This window comes from Pantoea sp. C2G6 (genome assembly GCF_051336815.1).
Lineage (GTDB): Bacteria > Pseudomonadota > Gammaproteobacteria > Enterobacterales > Enterobacteriaceae > Pantoea.
On sequence record NZ_JBGMNJ010000003.1, the window covers coordinates 153,457 to 170,233 of the forward strand.

At 55.6% G+C, this 16,777-nt stretch carries 17 protein-coding genes, 2 tRNA genes and 1 other RNA gene; 11 read left to right on the forward strand and 9 right to left on the reverse strand.

Going from position 1 to position 16,777, the window contains the following annotated elements:
* Positions 1-114 precede the first annotated feature (114 nt).
* Together rssB and rssA are read right to left on the reverse strand one after the other, a co-directional pair.
* Positions 115-1,131 (reverse strand): two-component system response regulator RssB, encoded by a 1,017-nt coding sequence (gene rssB / locus ACCW71_RS06620; protein ID WP_436370334.1) that lies wholly within the window; start codon positions 1,129-1,131, stop codon positions 115-117.
* 99 nt (positions 1,132-1,230) lie between these two features.
* Positions 1,231-2,136 (reverse strand): patatin-like phospholipase RssA, encoded by a 906-nt coding sequence (gene rssA / locus ACCW71_RS06625; RefSeq protein WP_436370335.1) that lies wholly within the window; start codon positions 2,134-2,136, stop codon positions 1,231-1,233.
* Between the two features lie 95 nt (positions 2,137-2,231).
* Here rssA and ACCW71_RS06630 point away from each other — a divergent pair, with 95 nt between their 5' ends.
* From ACCW71_RS06630 to xthA, 6 genes are all read left to right on the forward strand, one after another.
* The gene (locus ACCW71_RS06630; RefSeq protein ID WP_436370336.1) at positions 2,232-2,687 is read left to right on the forward strand and encodes a YchJ family protein; all 456 of its coding nucleotides are present in this window, start codon (positions 2,232-2,234) and stop codon (positions 2,685-2,687) included.
* Positions 2,688-2,743: 56 nt separating this feature from the next.
* Positions 2,744-3,592 carry a formyltetrahydrofolate deformylase gene (purU, locus tag ACCW71_RS06635; RefSeq protein ID WP_436370337.1) on the forward strand — a complete coding sequence of 283 codons (849 nt, stop codon included), beginning with the start codon at positions 2,744-2,746 and terminating at the stop codon, positions 3,590-3,592.
* A gap of 145 nt (positions 3,593-3,737) precedes the next feature.
* Positions 3,738-3,822, forward strand: a tRNA-Tyr gene (locus tag ACCW71_RS06640).
* 38 nt (positions 3,823-3,860) lie between these two features.
* Positions 3,861-3,945: transfer RNA gene (locus tag ACCW71_RS06645), tRNA-Tyr, on the forward strand.
* Between the two features lie 40 nt (positions 3,946-3,985).
* Positions 3,986-4,113: non-coding RNA, RtT sRNA (locus ACCW71_RS06650), on the forward strand.
* Positions 4,114-4,234: 121 nt separating this feature from the next.
* Positions 4,235-5,041: an exodeoxyribonuclease III gene (xthA, locus tag ACCW71_RS06655; RefSeq protein ID WP_436370338.1), complete on the forward strand. Its 807-nt coding sequence runs from the start codon at positions 4,235-4,237 to the stop codon at positions 5,039-5,041.
* A gap of 33 nt (positions 5,042-5,074) precedes the next feature.
* Here the strand turns inward: xthA and ACCW71_RS06660 are convergent, their stop codons facing one another.
* From ACCW71_RS06660 to ACCW71_RS06670, 3 genes are all read right to left on the reverse strand, one after another.
* On the reverse strand, positions 5,075-5,386 hold the full coding sequence (locus ACCW71_RS06660; protein ID WP_436370339.1) for a DUF1496 domain-containing protein: 312 nt from the start codon (positions 5,384-5,386) through the stop codon (positions 5,075-5,077).
* Positions 5,383-7,299: a DNA topoisomerase III gene (locus tag ACCW71_RS06665; protein WP_436370340.1), complete on the reverse strand. Its 1,917-nt coding sequence runs from the start codon at positions 7,297-7,299 to the stop codon at positions 5,383-5,385. The genes ACCW71_RS06660 and ACCW71_RS06665 overlap by 4 nt, the downstream gene beginning before the upstream one ends.
* Positions 7,300-7,491: 192 nt before the next feature.
* Entirely contained in the window at positions 7,492-8,043 is a 552-nt protein-coding gene (locus ACCW71_RS06670; protein WP_436370341.1) for an NAD(P)H nitroreductase, read from the reverse strand.
* A gap of 173 nt (positions 8,044-8,216) precedes the next feature.
* Here ACCW71_RS06670 and sppA point away from each other — a divergent pair, with 173 nt between their 5' ends.
* From sppA to pncA, 3 genes are all read left to right on the forward strand, one after another.
* A complete protein-coding gene (gene sppA / locus ACCW71_RS06675; RefSeq protein WP_436370342.1) occupies positions 8,217-10,079 on the forward strand; it encodes a signal peptide peptidase SppA in 1,863 nt (620 codons plus the stop codon).
* An 85-nt stretch (positions 10,080-10,164) separates the two neighbouring features.
* Positions 10,165-11,178, forward strand: coding sequence for an asparaginase (gene ansA / locus ACCW71_RS06680; protein WP_436370343.1), 1,014 nt, complete (start codon positions 10,165-10,167; stop codon positions 11,176-11,178).
* Between the two features lie 16 nt (positions 11,179-11,194).
* Positions 11,195-11,803, forward strand: coding sequence for a bifunctional nicotinamidase/pyrazinamidase (gene pncA, locus ACCW71_RS06685; RefSeq protein WP_436370345.1), 609 nt, complete (start codon positions 11,195-11,197; stop codon positions 11,801-11,803).
* A 57-nt stretch (positions 11,804-11,860) separates the two neighbouring features.
* Here pncA and ACCW71_RS06690 read toward each other — a convergent pair whose 3' ends face one another.
* Both ACCW71_RS06690 and msrB read right to left on the reverse strand, forming a co-directional pair.
* A complete protein-coding gene (locus tag ACCW71_RS06690) occupies positions 11,861-12,142 on the reverse strand; it encodes a YeaC family protein (RefSeq protein ID WP_436370346.1) in 282 nt (93 codons plus the stop codon).
* Positions 12,143-12,147: 5 nt separating this feature from the next.
* Entirely contained in the window at positions 12,148-12,558 is a 411-nt protein-coding gene (msrB, locus tag ACCW71_RS06695) for a peptide-methionine (R)-S-oxide reductase MsrB (RefSeq protein WP_436370347.1), read from the reverse strand.
* A 341-nt stretch (positions 12,559-12,899) separates the two neighbouring features.
* Here msrB and gapA point away from each other — a divergent pair, with 341 nt between their 5' ends.
* Entirely contained in the window at positions 12,900-13,898 is a 999-nt protein-coding gene (gene gapA / locus ACCW71_RS06700; protein WP_436370348.1) for a glyceraldehyde-3-phosphate dehydrogenase, read from the forward strand.
* Between the two features lie 74 nt (positions 13,899-13,972).
* On the forward strand, positions 13,973-14,872 hold the full coding sequence (locus ACCW71_RS06705; RefSeq protein ID WP_436370349.1) for a D-hexose-6-phosphate mutarotase: 900 nt from the start codon (positions 13,973-13,975) through the stop codon (positions 14,870-14,872).
* Here ACCW71_RS06705 and ACCW71_RS06710 read toward each other — a convergent pair.
* Positions 14,869-15,720 (reverse strand): aldo/keto reductase, encoded by an 852-nt coding sequence (locus tag ACCW71_RS06710; RefSeq protein ID WP_436370350.1) that lies wholly within the window; start codon positions 15,718-15,720, stop codon positions 14,869-14,871. The genes ACCW71_RS06705 and ACCW71_RS06710 overlap by 4 nt on opposite strands.
* A gap of 72 nt (positions 15,721-15,792) precedes the next feature.
* Positions 15,793-16,542 (reverse strand): MipA/OmpV family protein, encoded by a 750-nt coding sequence (locus ACCW71_RS06715; RefSeq protein ID WP_436370351.1) that lies wholly within the window; start codon positions 16,540-16,542, stop codon positions 15,793-15,795.
* Between the last annotated feature and the right edge of the window lie 235 nt (positions 16,543-16,777).

Here is a 16,777-nt window from a genome sequence, read left to right on the forward strand (position 1 = left end):
ATCGAACGGATTTATCCTGGAAGGAGACAAACCGTCGAAATTAAGACTATTACCCAACTGTAAAGCTAAACTCTGGTCCTGTCTCCTGCGGCAAAATCGCTGCGATTCTGCCGCTTATTCCTCTGCTGAAAGCATCAGCCGGATACGGCCGCCTGCGCCCCATACGTGGCACTGCCAGCTCTCAGCGCGCTGACTAATCTGATTAAGGTGAGTGCTGCCCATAGTGCCGAGCGGCACGCCATTACTGAGCTGAATCTGATGAGCCTGAACATGCAGGGTGGCGTTTAGCCCGGCGGAGACCAGAATCAGATTTTTCAGGCCGCGATGGTAGTAGCCCACCAGCAGCGGAAACTGCCCGCTTAAGTTGGCCTGCCGCAGCAGCAGATTGACCTGGCGCAGCAGTCCATTGAGCTCTGGCAGGCGCTGCTTCTCACCGGTCAGCTGCTCCTGCAACAGGCCATTAAACAGCGCGCGCAGCAGCAGAGCCGCCAGCACGCCATTGTCCCCGGCACGGGTTACATCCAGACAGTAAAAGGCCAGATCTTTATCGGAGAGCGCGGCAATATCCAGTACCAGCCCAGGCTGCTCGGCCATGGTCAGCTGTCGGTAGTTTACCCGGCAGTTGGCAATGGTCTGCTGCACCGGAGGCTGGAGCTGTTTCAGCAGCTTGGCGGCCGCTTTCGGGTCGCGCACCAGCGCATCCCAGTCCTGAAACAGCTGTTCATCCTCTTCAACTTTTGAGGTAAACATGGAGGGATAGAGGCATTCATAGACCGCTTCACGGAAGCGTTCGAAATTTTTCAGTGGCTTAAGCAGCACATCCTGCACACCGAGTCTCAGCACGTGCGCAATGTCAGACATATTTTCGGTAGCGGAAATGATTAAGATTGGCACCACGTTGCCACGGGTACGAATATGCTCAACGAACTGGATGCCATTCATGCGTGGCATCTCCAGGTCACAAATGATCAGGTCGACAGTATGCTGCTGTAGTTGTGTAATTGCTTCCAGACCATCTTCCGCTTGTAACGTCACAGCACCCATCGATAACAAAAATTGGTCCAGCAACGAACGGAAAACAGCCTCATCTTCGACAATGAGTATCTTTTTGCCGAGTAGTGGTTTTTCCATTCTAACCCCCTGCGTACCAGATAATTCAATAGTGGTTCATAAAACGCAGTTGCGCCTTTGAGAATTGCCCGAAGTAACCGCTGTGAATGAACAACCTGATTATCTGCCACGGACCAGTGGTAATAGTTCATCCATTTTCTTCTCTACGGCGGCCTTGCCTGCCTCGATCGCCTCTTCAGCGCGATGAAAGTCCAGCGTCGAAATCTGCGGACAGACAGGCTGAATCAGCACATCAGGCGGATCGCCTGCCATACGGTTTCGCTTCAGGCGATTTTCCAGCACCTGAATGGAGGTCGACATGATCTCCATTGCGCCAGGTGACTGAGACGCACGACGTTGGGTGAAACCCACCAGACGCTGTCGCAGTTTCCCACTCCAGCTAAGTGCCGCTGCGGCGGCTTCTTCTTCACTGTTCTGAGGTGTAACGGAAAACAGATCCTGCTGCATCAGATGCGCGTCATGCTGTAAGTCAACAGCAATAACAATATCCGCGCCCAGGGCGCGGGTCAGCGAGATGGGCACCGGATTGACGACCGCGCCATCGACCAGCCAATACCCATTGTAGCGCACCGGCGGTAATAAACCTGGCATACTGCATGAGGCGCGCACCGCCTGGTGCAGATCGCCCTCGGTCAGCCACAATTCCCGCCCGGTACTCAGATTGGTCGCTACCACGCCAAAGGGTTTCCCGCAGCTCTCAATGCTGTCATTGGGGATCAGCTGACGGACATGATTAAACACCCGCTCTCCGCGTAACAGTCCACCGCGCTGCCATGAAACATCCATCAGCCGGATAACATCCCAGTAGCGAAAAGCGCTGACCCATTTTTCCATCAGCGGCAGGCGGTTATTGACATAAGCGGAACCTACTAACGCGCCGACCGAACAACCCGCCACCACGTCAACCTCAATACCCGCGCGCTCCAGCGCCTTAATGACGCCGATATGTGCCCATCCCTTGGCCGCTCCAGAACCCAGAGCCAGTCCAATTTTTATCTTTCTCATTTGTATCTGGTCCTGCCGTCAATACGTAGCGCCACAGCCGGGGGTCAGCTAACATAGCGCGCTTTCTTACAGACTCATTACCCTCAGGAGATAACGTGTCGGAAACCTGCCCATGCTGTAGCGGAGAGCAGTATAGCCTATGTTGCGAGCCCTTTCTTCAGGGCAACCAGATTGCTGCGACCGCGGAACAGCTTATGCGATCGCGCTATTGTGCCTATGTTCAGCATAATGCGGATTATCTGGTTGCGACCTGGCATCCTGCCAGACGCCAGCCAGAGCTGGCAGCGCTTTTATCTGAAAGTTTTGCCGGCACCGAATGGCTGGGCCTGACTGTAACTCGTTGTAATCATGGAAGCCATGAGAATGAGGCTTTCGTGACTTTTTTTGCGCGATACCGCGAGAAATCGAAGATTCAGGCCATCCATGAGTGTTCGCGCTTTCTTCGTGAGGATCAACGCTGGTACTATGTAGACGGTAAGGCACCGCCTATTGGACGTAACGATCCCTGCCCGTGCGGCAGCGGCAAAAAATACAAAAAATGTTGTGGTTAAGCCTGAGGCTGCCGCAACGGTTCTACCCTTAATGCTCTGACAGGACTCTGATTGAGATGCAAGCGCAAACCATGCAAAGAAAAGTTTTACGAACCATTTGTCCCGATGCAAAAGGTCTGATCGCCAAAATCACCAATATTTGTTACAAGCACGAACTCAATATCGTGCAGAACAATGAGTTTGTTGATCATCGCACCGGGCGTTTTTTCATGCGCACAGAGCTGGAAGGGATTTTCAACGATAACACCCTGCTCGCCGATCTCGACAGCGCGCTGCCCCAGGGTTCCGTTCGTGAACTGCACAGCACAGGTCGCCGTCGCGTGGTGATTCTGGTGACTAAAGAGGCACACTGCCTGGGCGATCTGTTAATGAAGAGCGCCTTTGGCGGCCTGGATATGGAGATCGCCGCGGTGGTGGGCAACCACGAGACGTTGCGTTCGCTGGTTGAGCGGTTCGACATTCCTTTTGTGCTGGTGAGCCATGAAGGTTTAACCCGCGAAGAGCATGACAACCGCATGGTGGAAGAGATTGACCGCTATCAGCCCGACTATGTGGTGCTGGCAAAATATATGCGCGTCCTGACGCCCGCCTTTGTGCAGCGTTATCCCAACCAGATTATCAATATCCATCACTCCTTCCTGCCCGCCTTTATCGGTGCCCGCCCCTATCACCAGGCGTACGAGCGTGGCGTGAAGATTATTGGTGCGACCGCGCACTACGTAAATGACAATCTCGATGAAGGTCCGATCATCATGCAGGATGTGATCAATGTGGACCACAGCTATACCGCCGATGAGATGATGCGCGCCGGTCGTGATGTTGAAAAAAATGTGCTGAGCCGGGCGCTCTATAAAGTGCTGGGTCAGCGCGTCTTCGTTTACGGCAACCGAACGATTATTCTGTAAACAACCCATGGCGCTGAATTGTCTGCGGATTCAGCGCTACGGGTAAAAAGTGGGCAAACAGTTGCTGTTTCGCCGATGGGCGCTTTACACCCTTAGCGCATTTGGTATGATGCGCCCCGCTTTAAGAGAGAAAGATTCAGGCCATGGTGGGATTCCCGAGCGGCCAAAGGGAGCAGACTGTAAATCTGCCGTCACAGACTTCGAAGGTTCGAATCCTTCTCCCACCACCATCTGAATCTCAATCCTCTTAAGCCACATCATTATCCCTGGTGGGATTCCCGAGCGGCCAAAGGGAGCAGACTGTAAATCTGCCGTCACAGACTTCGAAGGTTCGAATCCTTCTCCCACCACCATCTCGTATGTTGCACCCTATCCCAAACCTATACCAAAGCTTCCTGTTCTGCGGGGAGAGGGATGAGAACCTTCGATCAAGGTTCGGGTCGAGCATCGCGAGACAACGCGCTTCAGCGCGGCCCGCAGGGTGAGGCGCATCGCGCCGAATAATCCTTCTCCCACCACCATCTCGTATGTTGCACACCATCCCCTGATTGACACAAAAAATCCTCTCCTGTTCCGCCATGACTTTTCTGGCAAAAATCGCTACCATCCCCGCTTATCACTCGCTGACTAACGGTCGATTTTATGAAATTTGTTTCATTCAACATCAATGGGTTGCGTGCCCGTCCGCATCAACTTCAGGCGCTGGTCGAGCAACACCAGCCCGATGTCATCGGCTTACAGGAAACCAAAGTCCATGACGACATGTTTCCGCTGGAAGAGGTGTCAAAACTCGGTTATCACGTCTTCTATCATGGTCAGAAAGGACATTACGGCGTCGCCCTGTTAACCAAAGTGGAGCCGGTTTCCGTCAGTCGTGGCTTTCCGGGTGATGACGGGGAGGCGCAGCGCCGTCTGATTACGGCGGAGATCCCCAGCCCAATCGGTGACATTACCGTGATCAACGGCTATTTCCCGCAGGGCGAAAGCCGTGACCATCCGACTAAATTCCCCGCTAAAGAGAAATTTTATCGCGACCTGCAACGCCTGCTCTCCGAGGATCTGCCCGCCGATAAACCGGTTTTGATCATGGGCGACATGAATATCAGCAGTACTGACCTGGATATTGGTATTGGTGAGGATAGCCGCAAGCGCTGGCTGCGCACCGGTAAATGCTCTTTTCTGCCGGAAGAGCGTGAGTGGATGGAGCGCCTGCTGGGCTGGGGACTGGTTGATACCTGGCGTGAGCACAATCCCGACGTAGCGGATCGCTTCTCCTGGTTCGATTACCGTTCGAAAGGTTTTGATGATAATCGCGGCCTGCGTATCGACCTGTTGCTGGCCAGCAAGGTGCTGGCGGCGCACTGTGTTGAAACCGGCATTGATTATGAGATTCGCGGCATGGAAAAACCCTCTGACCACGCGCCAGTCTGGTCTGCCTTCCGCTTTTAACTGAAGGTCGCGTGGCTGAACGCCACGCGACGGCTATTTCACTATTTTCCAGATCAGGTTGTTGGTGCCAAGGGAGTGTTCATCCCGGGCGCATTGCAGTAATACCCCCTCCGACTTCACCACCGCACCTTCCGTGTAGTTTCGGTTCTCGAAAATACAGCAGCGCAGACAGTCTGGCTGACGTCTCTCTGCCTGCGTCCACGCCTCTGGTGGCATATCCACCACTACATCGGTGTTCACACCGTTATTACCCTGCGGCGGCATCGACTGATAACGGCTGTTGGCCTGCGCCAGGCTGGTCGCCAGTGACAGTGCCACCACCAGTAATACTGAATAACGCTTCATTCCGTCTCCTTCACTTTACGCCTGGTTTTGCGCACCGGACGTTTCTGTCCGGTGGACGGTAATCCCCGAAATGCATGCGCCGCAGGCTGCTGTCTCGCCTGATGGATCAGCCCGGTTAAAGTCTGCACCAGCGGTTGCATAAACTCCTCATATCGGCAGGCCTTTTCACTGATACGGGTCAGGGTCGATTCCCACTGCGCCGTCATATCGGGGCGTGCTGCCAGATCGGGTAACGAGTGAATCAGGGCGCGCCCCGCCTCGGTCGCGTTGATATAACGGCCCTTCTTCACCAGGAAGCCACGGCGAAACAGTAATTCGATAATACCGGCTCGCGTGGCTTCCGTTCCTAAACCATCGGTCGCGCGCAGCACTTTCTTTAATTCTTTATCCTGAACAAAACGGGCGATCCCGGTCATCGCGGAAAGTATTGTGGCATCGGTAAAGGGACGCGGCGGCTGGGTTTGTTTTGCCAGCACCTCGCCACGCTCACACAGCAGCACATCCCCTTTCGCCACTTCAGGCAGCGGCATGCCGTCATTCTCTTCATCGCGCTCTTTGTTACCCAGCAGCGCGCGCCAGCCCACCTCCGCCAGAAACCGCGCTTTGGCTGTGAATTTGCCGCCTGCGATGTCGAGGTCAATAACGCATTTACGAAACACCGCGTCCGGGCAGAACTGCATCAGATACTGGCGCGCAACCAGCTCATAAATATGCTGCTCATTTTCGGTGAGTTTGACAGCACTGGCGCGGGCGGTCGGAATGATGGCGTGGTGAGCATCCACCTTTTTGTCATCCCAGCAGCGGCCGCGGCGGTCGGCGTTGAAATCTGACGGCGGCGTCAGCTGTGACTGATGCGCCTGGATCGCCTTCAGCACCGCATGACGGCCGGCGTAATGCTCTTCAGGCAGATAGCGGCTGTCCGAGCGGGGATAGGTAATCAGTTTATGGGTCTCATAGAGCCGCTGACAGGTATCCAGCACCGTTTGTGCGCTCAGCCCGTAGCGTTTGGCCGCCTCAATTTGCAGGCTGGAGAGCGAGAAAGGCAGCGGCGCAACTTCATTTTCGCGCTTATCACTGTAGGCGGTGACGGTCGCAGGCTGGCCGGTGATACGCGCCACCACATGATCGGCCAGCGCACGCTTCAGCAGCCGCCCCTCTTCATCCTGCCAGGGTTCACAGGCTTCGCTGGGGATCCAGCCGGCGGTAAAGCGCACGCCATCGGGGGTGAGGATATGGGCTTTGACTTCGAAATAGTCTTTCGGCACAAAGTTTTCGATCTCTTCATCGCGACGTACCACCAGCCCCAGCACCGGCGTCTGCACCCGCCCGACAGAGAGCACGCCATCGTAGCCCGCATTCCGTCCCAGCAGCGTCCAGGCGCGGGTCATGTTAATCCCGTAGAGCCAGTCGGCGCGGGCGCGGGCCAGGGCTGAGACGCACAGCGGGATGAACTCACGGTTTTCACGCAGACGGTTAACCGCCCGGTCCACCGCCTGGGGGTTGAGATCGTTAATCAGACAGCGCTGCACTTTACTGCGTTTTTCCGCAGGCAGATTCAGGTAGTCAAGCACCTCATCGACCAGCAGTTGCCCTTCCCGGTCGGGGTCTCCGGCATGCACCACTTCACTCGCCTGCGCCAGTAACCCCTCCACCACTTTCAGCTGCTTCGCCACCGAGGGACGCGGCTGGAGCCGCCACTTTTCCGGGATGATCGGCAGATCGGCCAGCGACCAGCGGGCATAACGACTGTCATAGGTGTCGGGCTGCGCCTGCTCCAGCAGATGGCCGACACACCAGGTGACGATCTGATCGTTACCGCAGGCGATAAATCCGTCACCGCGACGATGAGGTTTCGGCAACACATCCGCAATAGCACGGCCAAGGCTCGGTTTTTCCGCAATAAACAAACGCATTGAATCAGGTAATCCTTAACATCGGGGAACACAGTGATAACCGGTGGTCCGCTGTCGGCTTGAATCATGCGGGCTATGTTAGCCTGGCAGAACGCCAGGCGTAAGCGGCACTCACGGTGTTAGCGATCGTTCGCACAGGAACCGTGCAAAACAGGGCTGAATCACGCCCTGTTTAATGCGGTCTACCCGGAGTCAGAAATAACGGACGAAAGGCGCGGTGTCTGGCGCGAGCACCGTGGTGCTCGATTTGAGCTGCGGGGTACCGAGATAGAGGAAACCAACGATGGCATCCTGCGCACGACAGCCAAACGCCTCACGCACCTGCGGGTCATCAGTCCAGGGACCGCTGCGCCAGATGCCGTTGTAACCCTGGGCGACGGCCGCCATCTGCATCGCCATCACCGCGCAGCTGGCGGAGGCGATCTGCTCCCAGCGCGGCACTTTATGGTGCTCTTCACAGTGCGCCACCACGGTAATGATCATCGGCGCGCGGAACGGTGCCTGGCTCGCTTTATTGATCGCCTTCTCATCCAGCTGCTGAGCGCGCGCGGCCTGCTCCAGCAGCTGACTCATCCGGTCGCGTCCCTCATTCTCTACAATGATAAAGCGCCAGGGTTGCAGCGTGCCGTGATCCGGGGCGCGCATGCCCGCCCGCAGGATATTTTCCAGCGCGTCACCCGCCGGTGCCGGCTCAGTCAGGCGTGAGGCCGAACGTCGGTTTACCAGTAACTCCAGTGCGTCCATGTTTCTCTCCCGATCTCTGTAATGTTGCAGGTATCCTGGCACAGGCAGATTTTTTGTAACAGTGCGCAGTGATTTCCTGCTGACTTTTAACACGCCGCTCTTTAGGATGAGCTCGTCGGGGAAGTCTGGTCCGCGCGGCGGCCACTTCCTGCTACATGTATATGGAGAGTCTGATGCGCACATTGTGGCGAATAATTGCAGGTCTGTTCCGCTGGAGCTGGCGGGTATTAAATTTTATCAGGGAATTTATTCTGAATATTTTCCTGATTTTGTTGATTGTGGTGGGTGCAGGCATCTGGTTGCAGATCAGCAGCTCAGGCGGCAGTTCAGCCCCTGCGCAGCAGGGTGCGCTGAAAGTCGATCTCACCGGCGTACTGGTGGATAAGCCGTCGGTGAGCAATCGCCTGAGCAAAATTGGTCGTCAGTTGCTGGGAGCCAGCAGCGACCGTTTGCAGGAGAACTCGCTGTTTGATGTGGTCGATGCGATTCGTCAGGCGAAAACTGACAGCAATATTAAGGGCATGGTGCTCGATTTACGCGAGTTTGCCGGTGGCGATCAACCTTCGCTGCAATATGTCGGTAAAGCGCTGCGTGAGTTTCGTGACAGCGGCAAGCCGATTTATGCGCTGGGCGATAGCTACAGTCAGCCACAATACTACCTCGCGAGCTACGCCACTAAAATTTACCTCTCGCCACAGGGCACCGTCGATCTGCACGGCTTTGCCACCAACGGCTTGTATTACAAAACCCTGCTGGAAAAACTGAAAGTCACCTCGCACGTCTTCCGGGTGGGCACCTATAAATCCGCGGTAGAGCCGTTCCTGCGTGATGATATGTCCCCTGCCGCGCGTGATGCGGACAGCCGCTGGATCGGTCAGCTGTGGCAGAATTACCTCAACACCGTCGCCGCGAATCGTCAGATTACCCCTGAACAGCTGTTCCCCGGTGCCGCCGCGATTATTGCCGGGTTAAACGCTGTGAAAGGTGATACCGCGCAGTATGCGCTGGATAACAAGCTGGTCGATGCGCTGGGTTCGCGGGCGGCTGCCGATCAGGAACTGGTGAAAACCTTTGGCCTGGATAAGCAGAGCAACGATTACCGCAGCGTCAGCATCTATGACTACAGTGTGAAACCTGCGTCAGCCCAGCAGGATGGCAACATCGCCGTGGTGATGGCGAGTGGTGCGATCATGGATGGTGAGGAGACGCCGGGCAACGTCGGTGGCGACACCACGGCGGCGCAGATCCGCGATGCGCGTCTCGATCCGAAAATCAAAGCGATCATCCTGCGGGTCAACAGTCCGGGCGGCAGCGTGACGGCCTCGGAAGCGATTCGTGAAGAGCTGGCGGCGGCACAGTCGGCCGGTAAGCCGATTGTGGTCTCAATGGGCGGAATGGCCGCCTCCGGCGGTTACTGGATCTCCACCCCCGCCAGTTACATCGTGGCCAACCCCAGCACGCTGACCGGCTCGATTGGTATCTTCGGCGTGATCAATACGCTGGAGAACAGTCTGGACAGCATTGGCGTTCACACTGATGGCGTCGCGACCTCGCCGCTGGCGGATATTTCCACCACCAAAGCGCTTCCGGCGGAAGTTCAGCAGCTGATGCAGCTGACCATCGAGAATGGCTATCGCAACTTTGTCGGTCTGGTGGCGAAATCCCGTCATAAAACCCCGGAGCAGATTGATGCGATTGCACAGGGTCACGTCTGGACCGGCAGTGATGCTAAAGCCAATGGTCTGGTGGATGCGCTGGGCGACTTCGACGACGCGGTGAAGAAAGCGGGTGAACTGGCAAAAGTCAGCAAACCGCAGCTGAGCTGGTATCAGGATGACCCGAGCTTCCTGGATATGATGCTGAGCCAGATGAACGCTTCCGTTCGCGCCGTGCTGCCCGATACGCTGAAAGCCTGGCTGCCGGCTCCCATGCTGGATGTGATGAGCGCCATGAAAGCGCAGCCTGGGCTGTTCGACCATCTGAACGATCCCCAGAACCGTTACGCCTTCTGCCTGAACTGCGGCGAAGTGCGATAAACCTCGCAGCCCGGCGGTTGGCCGGGCTGCATTTCCCCGCTATTCCCCTTATACTGCGCGTTTTACGGCAAGTCTGAGTGCTCTAATGCAAAAGAAAAACATCTACGTAGCCTACACCGGCGGGACGATCGGTATGCAGCGTTCGGCGCAGGGTTACATTCCGGTTTCAGGACACCTGCAACAACAGCTGGCGAACATGCCTGAATTCCATCGCCCTGAAATGCCTGATTTCACTATTCACGAGTATCAGCCGCTGATCGACTCTTCCGATATGACGCCGCAGGACTGGCAGTCGATCGCTGAAGACATCCGGCAGAATTACGATCGCTATGATGGCTTTGTGATCCTGCATGGCACTGACACCATGGCGTTTACCGCCTCAGCGCTCTCTTTTATGCTGGAGAATCTGGCGAAGCCGGTGATCGTGACAGGATCGCAGATTCCGCTGGCGGAACTACGCTCAGATGGGCAGCAGAACTTACTGAACTCGCTCTATGTGGCGGCAAACTACCCCATCAGCGAAGTTTCACTGTTTTTCAACAACACGCTCTATCGCGGTAATCGCACCACCAAGGCTCATGCCGATGGCTTTAACGCCTTCGCCTCGCCGAACCTCTCCGCCCTGCTGGAAGCGGGAATTCACATTCGCCGCCTCAATACTCCACCCGCGCCCGCGGGTCATGGCGAACTCAAAGTGCACACCATCACCCCACAGCCGATTGGCGTGGTCACCATCTACCCTGGGATCTCAGCCGATGTGGTCCGCAACTTCCTGCGCCAGCCGGTGAAAGCGCTGATCCTGCGCTCCTATGGCGTGGGCAATGCGCCGCAGAACGCGGAATTTCTGGCCGAATTGCAGCAGGCCAGCGAGCGCGGCATTGTGGTAGTGAACCTGACCCAGTGTATTTCAGGTAAGGTGAACATGGGCGGATACGCGACAGGCAATGCGCTGGAGCACGCCGGAGTGATCAGTGGCTTTGACCTGACCGTTGAGGCGGCACTGACAAAGCTGCACTTTTTACTCAGCCAGGATCTGTCCGCCGATCAAATTCGTGCCAGAATGCAGCAGAATTTGCGCGGCGAACTGACTGAAGATTGAAACGGAGCGAGATACCATGAAGCGGGCACTCATCATTATTGATATTCAGAACGATTTTTGCCCCGGCGGCCCGATGGCGGTCAGCGAAGGCGACCAGACGGTCGGGGTTGCAAATCGTTATGCGCAGGCCTTTCATCAGAATGGCGAATGCGTGGTGGCTCTTCAGGACTGGCATCCGGCTGACCACGGCAGTTTCGCCTCGGTCTCCGGTGAACCGGTTTATACGCTGGGTGAACTCAATGGTCTGGCGCAGATCTGGTGGCCCGATCACGGTATTCAGGGCTCTGCGGGCGCGGACTTTCATCCGGGGCTGGATCGCTCCCTGTTTGATGCCATTTTCCATAAAGGGCAGGATCAGGACGTTGACAGCTACAGCGCCTTCTTTGACAACGGCCATCGCCGCAAAACCGAACTGGATAGCTGGTTACGGGAACGCGGGATCACCCATCTGACCATGCTGGGCCTGGCGACCGATTACTGTGTCAAATACAGTGTGCTGGATGCGCTGGAGCTGGGTTATCACGTTGAGGTGGTCAGAGAGGGATGTCGCGGCGTCAATCTGAACCCCGATGACAGCGAGATCGCCTTTGCGCAGATGACCGCTCAGGGCGCGGTACTGATTTAACAAAAAGCTGGCGCGACGCCAGCTTTTTTATAGGTGAATCAGAACTGATTGTGACAGCTAGTGCAGATGGATACGGGTGACGTCTGACTCGATACCGAACTCTTCCTTCAGCTCTTTTTTCGAGCGGGTCACCATCTCCCCGCCTTTGCCAATGGTCATATGCTGCGGCGCGTCGTTGTTTCGCGCCTGCCACATCATCACCAGTTGCAGGCAGTTCTCGCGCTGCTCCTGAGTCAGGGCGACGCCATCGGGCCACTTACCAATCTCAACGGCGGTTGCCAGACGCTGATAGACTTCCGGCGTCATCGACGCAATCATCGCTTCCAGTTGTTCCTTCATCGCCTCTACCCTTTAGTCTGTTCGCCCTGCTCGTCGGTAAAATTCAGCGAGGCGGAGTTAACACAGTAGCGTTCACCGGTCGGCTGCGGGCCATCCGGGAAGACGTGTCCCAGATGCGCATCACAGCTGCCGCAGCGGATTTCAACCCGCTGCATACCGTGCGAGTTATCTTCGATGTAGCGAATCGCATTATCATCTACCGGCTGATAAAAACTGGGCCAGCCGCAGCCCGAATCATACTTGGTTTCGGAGAGGAAAAGCGGTGCGTGACAGACCAGACAGTGGTAGATCCCCTCCTGTTTGTTGTGCAGCAGTGCACCGCTGTAAGGCGGTTCTGTTCCGCGCTGCTGCGTCACATAACGCTGCATTTCTGTCAGCTGCGCGATTTTTGCTTCAGGTGCGGTCTCTTTAGCCATTTTAGGATTCCAGGCAGTGCCATTCTGAAAATTTCGACTATTATTCTAACAAATGATCAACATAAGACGGGTCTTTTTTCGTGCTCACCCTTTCACTCTGTTTTCCACAAGCCGGATTTGTGACCTCGATCACCTTTTATCCGGAGCATCCCTATATATTCGGCAATTGATCCGGCAAAGCACGATATGATCGGCGGTGCGCAAGCGTTTGCGCATCGAATAATTCCTTTCAGGCGAATTGACCTGTCGCAACAATTGACACGATTCCGCTTGACGCCTGGTAAGGTTTTTGTAATTTTACAGGCAACCTTTTATTCACTAACAAATAGCTGGTGGAATATATGACTATCAAAGTAGGTATCAACGGTTTTGGCCGTATCGGTCGCATCGTTTTCCGTGCTGCTCAGAAACGTTCTGACATCGAAATCGTTGCTATCAACGACCTGCTGGACGCTGATTACATGGCGTACATGCTGAAGTATGACTCTACGCACGGTCGTTTCGACGGCACCGTAGAAGTTCAGGATGGCGCACTGGTGGTTAACGGTAAAAAAATCCGTGTTACTTCTGAGCGTGACCCAGCCAACCTGAAGTGGGATGAAGTGGGCGTTGACGTTGTTGCTGAAGCAACCGGTATCTTCCTGACCGACGAAACCGCACGTAAACACATCACCGCAGGTGCTAAGAAAGTCGTACTGACCGGTCCATCTAAAGATGACACCCCAATGTTTGTTCGTGGTGCAAACTTCGACAAATATGATGGCCAGGACATCGTCTCTAACGCTTCCTGTACCACTAACTGCCTGGCACCGCTGGCAAAAGTGATCAACGACAAGTTTGGCATCGTTGAAGGTCTGATGACCACGGTTCACGCCACCACTGCTACCCAGAAAACCGTTGATGGCCCGTCTCACAAAGACTGGCGCGGCGGCCGCGGCGCTTCTCAGAACATCATCCCTTCATCAACCGGCGCAGCGAAAGCCGTGGGTAAAGTTCTGCCAGAGCTCAACGGCAAACTGACGGGTATGGCTTTCCGCGTACCAACCCCTAACGTCTCCGTAGTTGACCTGACCGTGCGTCTGGAAAAAGCGGCATCTTACAAAGAAATCTGTGCAGCTATCAAAGCAGCAGCAGAAGGCGAGATGAAAGACGTACTGGGCTATGTTGAAGATGACGTGGTTTCCACCGACTTCAACGGCGAAGTGCTGACTTCTGTGTTCGATGCCAAAGCGGGTATCGCGCTGAACGACAACTTTGTGAAACTGGTTTCCTGGTATGACAACGAAACTGGCTACTCAAACAAAGTTCTCGACCTGATTGCTCTGGTTTCTGCTAAATAAGGCAGCCAGCTAGCACTGAGAATAAGGGCGACTTCGGTCGCCCTTTTTTTGATCCATTCAGCAAGGAATCAAAGATGCAAGATAAACTCTTCTCTCTGCCGGTGGTGACGCAGATCTCCCCCTACCTCTCCCAGCGTCAGGTGGGCGAACTGCCCGCTATTATCGTCAGCCATCCTAAGGTCCGGGCCGCTATTACGCTCCAGGGGGCGCATCTGATTGCCTGGCAGCCCAGCGGTGAAAAGCCGGTGCTGTGGCTGAGCGATAAAAGCCTCTTCTCGCCCGGCAAAGCGATTCGTGGCGGCGTTCCCATCTGCTGGCCATGGTTTGGCCCGGCGGGCGAGCCGGCGCACGGTTTTGCCCGTAATCAGCCGTGGACTCTCTCTGCCCATGATGAAAATGAAGATGGCGTGATCCTGACGCTGGTGCTGGAGAGCAACCCACAGACGCTGAAACTCTGGCCGCATGAATTTACCCTGATCGCCCGGTTCCGTCTGGGCCAGCACTGTGAGATTGAGCTGGAAGCGCATGGCGACTTTGAGGCCACCGCCGCCCTGCACAGTTACTTCACCGTCAGCGATATTAACGGTGTTGAGGTGTCCGGGCTGGGCAACAACTACATCGACAAAGTGAATAACAGTCAGTCAGAAAACGGTGACGGTAAGCAGCGCTACCCTGGCCGGATTGATCGCATCTATACGGCGGCAGAGGATTGCTCGGTAATTAATGACACCGCGGGTCAGCGGCAGATTGAAGTTTACCATCACCATCATAGTGACGTTGTCACGTGGAACCCCGGAGTGGAACTCTCCTGTAGCATGGCGGATATGGCCAATGAGGGTTACAAAACCATGGTCTGTGTCGAAACCGCGCGCATTAGCAGGCCATTACGCAGTGCGGGCGAAAAGCCGGCACGCCTGGGTACCACTTTTCGCCTGAAGAAAAAAGGCGCAACCGCTGACGCTGCTAAGCGTTAAACAATATCAAGCGGCAGCTTATGCTGCGGTGCTGGCCAGGCGCGATCGATGCGTTTCAGCTCATCGTCCGTCAGGATGACCTCCAGCGCCGCCGCATTTTCCTGCACATGAGCCACCGAGCTTGCTTTGGGAATGGCGATCACGCCTGGCTGACGGATTACCCATGCCAGCAGCAGCTGCGCCACGCTGATGCCCTTCTGCTGTGCAAGCTGAGTCAGCAGCGGATCGGTAAACAGCGACTCACGTAAGCGTCCCGCCTGCGCCAGCGGACAGTAAGCCATCACCGGCAGATTACGCTGCTGACACGCGGGCAGCAGATCAAACTCAATGCCGCGTGAGGCCAGATGATAGAGAACCTGGTTGGTGGCGCACTCTTTCCCCTTCTCCTCATCCCACAGTTCGGCCATATCTTCATAGTCGAAATTTGAGACGCCCCAGTGGCGGATTTTGCCCTGCTGCTGCAACCGCTCCATTGCGCGCAGCGTCTCTTCCAGCGGGATATTGCCGCGCCAGTGCAGCAGATAGAGGTCGAGATAATCGGTTTGCAACCGGCGCAGACTGCGCTCACAGGCCTCAATCGCATCCTGCTCCCCGGCGTTCCACGGATAGACTTTCGACACCAGTAGCGCCCGATCGCGGCGGCCGTGCAGCGCCTCGCCAGCGACTTTTTCGGCACCGCCGTCAGCGTACATCTCAGCGGTATCGATTAATCGTAATCCACATTCCAGCCCGGCCTGTAATGCGGCGACCTCACTGGCGCGCTGCGCCGGATTTTCGCCCATATACCAGGTGCCCTGGCCTATTACCGGCAGATCGGTGTGTCCGGCAAAATCGATGGTGTTACGCATGCGGCTCTCCCGCCCCATAACGGGGCCCTGTAAAAGAACAGAGGGCTCTGAATGCCCTCTTATGGTGCGTTATCAGAAGCTGTAGCTGACGCCGGTCCAGATCGTGGCCTGTCCGCTCTTGTCCACCATCGGGCTGTCTTTGATTTCACTGTCGAAGCGGGTGTAGCGACCGACCACGCCGACGTTCCACTGTGCAGAAACCTGATAGCTGGCGCTCAGCTCCACGTAAGGTGACCAGCTGTCATCCGGGTTGTAACGGCTGATGCCGGTACGGGCACTTTCATGCCCGGAAACACCGTAGTAATAACGGTTCTGGTTGGCGCTGTTCCACATCGCCCCGATACCTGGGGTCAGACTGAAATCCCCCATTTCGAAGCGATAAAGGTAGGTCAGATCCCAGATCATTCCGTTGCTGTTATTCAGCACATCGCCGAGCAAGGCGGTGCGCACAATTCCCCAGTCAGCAGTGTGACGGTAAGTTGCGCCCCCCATCAGGGTCATACGGCGTTTATCCAGCCCTTTCATGTCACCCAGATCGTTGTCGCTGGGTTTGTACTCCTGCGGCGAACCGAGCAGCGTCAGGGAGAGCTGGTTCTGCGGATCTTTCCACAGGTAATAACCGCCTTGCAGGCTGCGGAACCAGAAGTTTTCTCCCTCATAATTAATCACCGGAACCGGCAGGTAGCGATCCTGACCACCGCGATAAGGTGACTCAGCGTAAATCAGTGAGGCGCCCACAGAAAGCGGAGCGGCATAAAGCGGGCTGACTAGCAAATAACAGGGTAAAAGTGCAACAAGCGTCTTAATTTTGAAATGGTTCACAATTTCATCGTCCCATAAATATAACAATCATCGGGAAGTCTAACGTTTTTTCACGGCTGGATTAACTTATATCGAAATCCTTTAAGTCACCCACCGATGAAAGTGGCACCAAAGGTCAAAGATACGTTAAGTTTAACTATCAACGACGCTCACCCGTCTCACAACATACGCATTTTGCAGTTGATCTCTCCCTCATTCACCCAAACCCGTGGAGGAAATTTCCTAGAAGCCATCT